1 protein-coding gene is annotated in these 1,592 nt (G+C 71.0%); it reads left to right on the forward strand.

Annotated features, from left to right (window positions below; translation table 11 throughout):
• Positions 1–124 precede the first annotated feature (124 nt).
• A complete protein-coding gene (locus MXD60_RS26195) occupies positions 125–1,348 on the forward strand; it encodes an IS4 family transposase (RefSeq protein WP_283099027.1) in 1,224 nt (407 codons plus the stop codon).
• Positions 1,349–1,592: the final 244 nt, after the last annotated feature.

Here is a 1,592-nt window from a genome sequence, read left to right on the forward strand (position 1 = left end):
GCAATGCCGTGAAGCTTAAGTCGATCTTGGGTGGCTGATCTCCGACTCCTGGCCGGTGGGTTGGTACGGCGTGGCGGCGTGGCATCTGTGCCGCTGGGTGGTTTGGTCACGGTTCGTGGCTTCGATGGTGACCCCGGACCAGGTATCGGTCGGGGTGTTGGTGACAGCGGTACCACGCGACGCGGTGGACGAGGCGGTCGCGGCCTGTGGGGTCGGCGAGCGGCGCAGGGGCGGGAAACTCCCGCCGCACGTGACGGCCTATCTCACGCTGGCGATGTGCCTGTTCCCGGACGACGACTACGCCGAGGTGGCGCAGAAGGTCACCGGGTCGCTGGACCGGTTCGGCTGCTGGGACGCGGGCTGGGCGCCACCGAGCGCGAGCGGGATCACCCAGGCCCGTAAGCGGCTGGGCCGGGCGGTGATGGCGGAGGTGTTCGAGCGGGTCGCCGGGCAGGTCGCGACGCTGTCCACGCGTGGGGCGTGGCTGCGGGGCCGGTTGCTGCTCGCGGTCGACGGGTTCGAGATCGATGTGCCCGACACCGAGGAGAACGCCGCCGCGTTCGGCTACGCCGGGTCGGGGGAGAAGCGGTCGGCGTTTCCGAAGATCCGGGTCGTCGCGCTGGCGGAGTGCGGCACGCACGCGTTCCGGGCCGCCGAGGTCGGCGGGTGGACGACCAGCGAGAAGGCCCTGGCCCGGGGACTGCTGATGAGGCTTCGCCGGGACGAGGTCCTGACCGCCGACCGGGGGTTCTACTCGTTCGCCCACTGGGGACTGGCGGCCGGCACCGGCGCGGACCTGATCTGGCGGGCCCCGACCGGGCTGGGTCTGCCCGTGGTGAAGGTCCTGTCCGACGGCACGTTCCTGACCGTGCTGATCGACCCGAAGGTCACCGGTGCCCGGCGACGGGCCGCGCTGCTCGCCGCCGCGAAGGCCGGCACCGACCTCGACCCGGACGAGGCGCACCTGGCCCGGGTCGTCGAGTACGACATCCCCGACCGGGCCGGGTCCGGTGCCGGAGAACTGGTCGTCGTGCTCACCACGATCCTCGACCCCCGTGAGGCTCGCGCCGACGAGATCGCCGCTGGCTACAACGAACGCTGGGAGGAGGAGACCTCCAACGATCAGCTCAAGACCCACCTGCGTGGCCCCGCCACGATCCTGCGTTCCCGGCTGCCCGACCTCGCTCTCCAGGAGATGTGGGCCTGGCTGACCGTCCAGTACGCGATCACCGCCCTGATCGCCCGGGCGGCCGAGGCCGCCGACGTCGATCCCGACCGGGTCGGCTTCGCCCGAACCCTGCGCCTCGTCCGCCGTTCCGTCACCGGAACGGCGGACATTTCCCCCTGAGGACTGGCACGCCCAGCTACCCCGGTTCCACACCGAGATCACCCGCACGCTCAACCCACCCCGGCGCCATCGCACCTGCCCCCGCGTCGTCAAACGCCCCCGCCACAACAGCTACCGCGTCAAGAAACCCGGCGAACCCGCCTCGACCCGCCACCCAGGCCCACCAACGATCCGGCTCCACCCGCTCGCACCACGCGCAGCATGACCAGATCCCGGAAAGATCAAACTACGCTTCACGGCATTG

The sequence above is a fragment of the Frankia sp. AgB32 genome, assembly GCF_023243045.1.
GTDB lineage: Bacteria > Actinomycetota > Actinomycetes > Frankiales > Frankiaceae > Frankia.

Coding starts and splice junctions, on each gene's coding strand:
- MXD60_RS26195 (WP_283099027.1), top strand. CDS start 125: ATGGTGACCCCGGACCAGGTATCGGTCGGGGTGTTGGTGACAGCGGTA.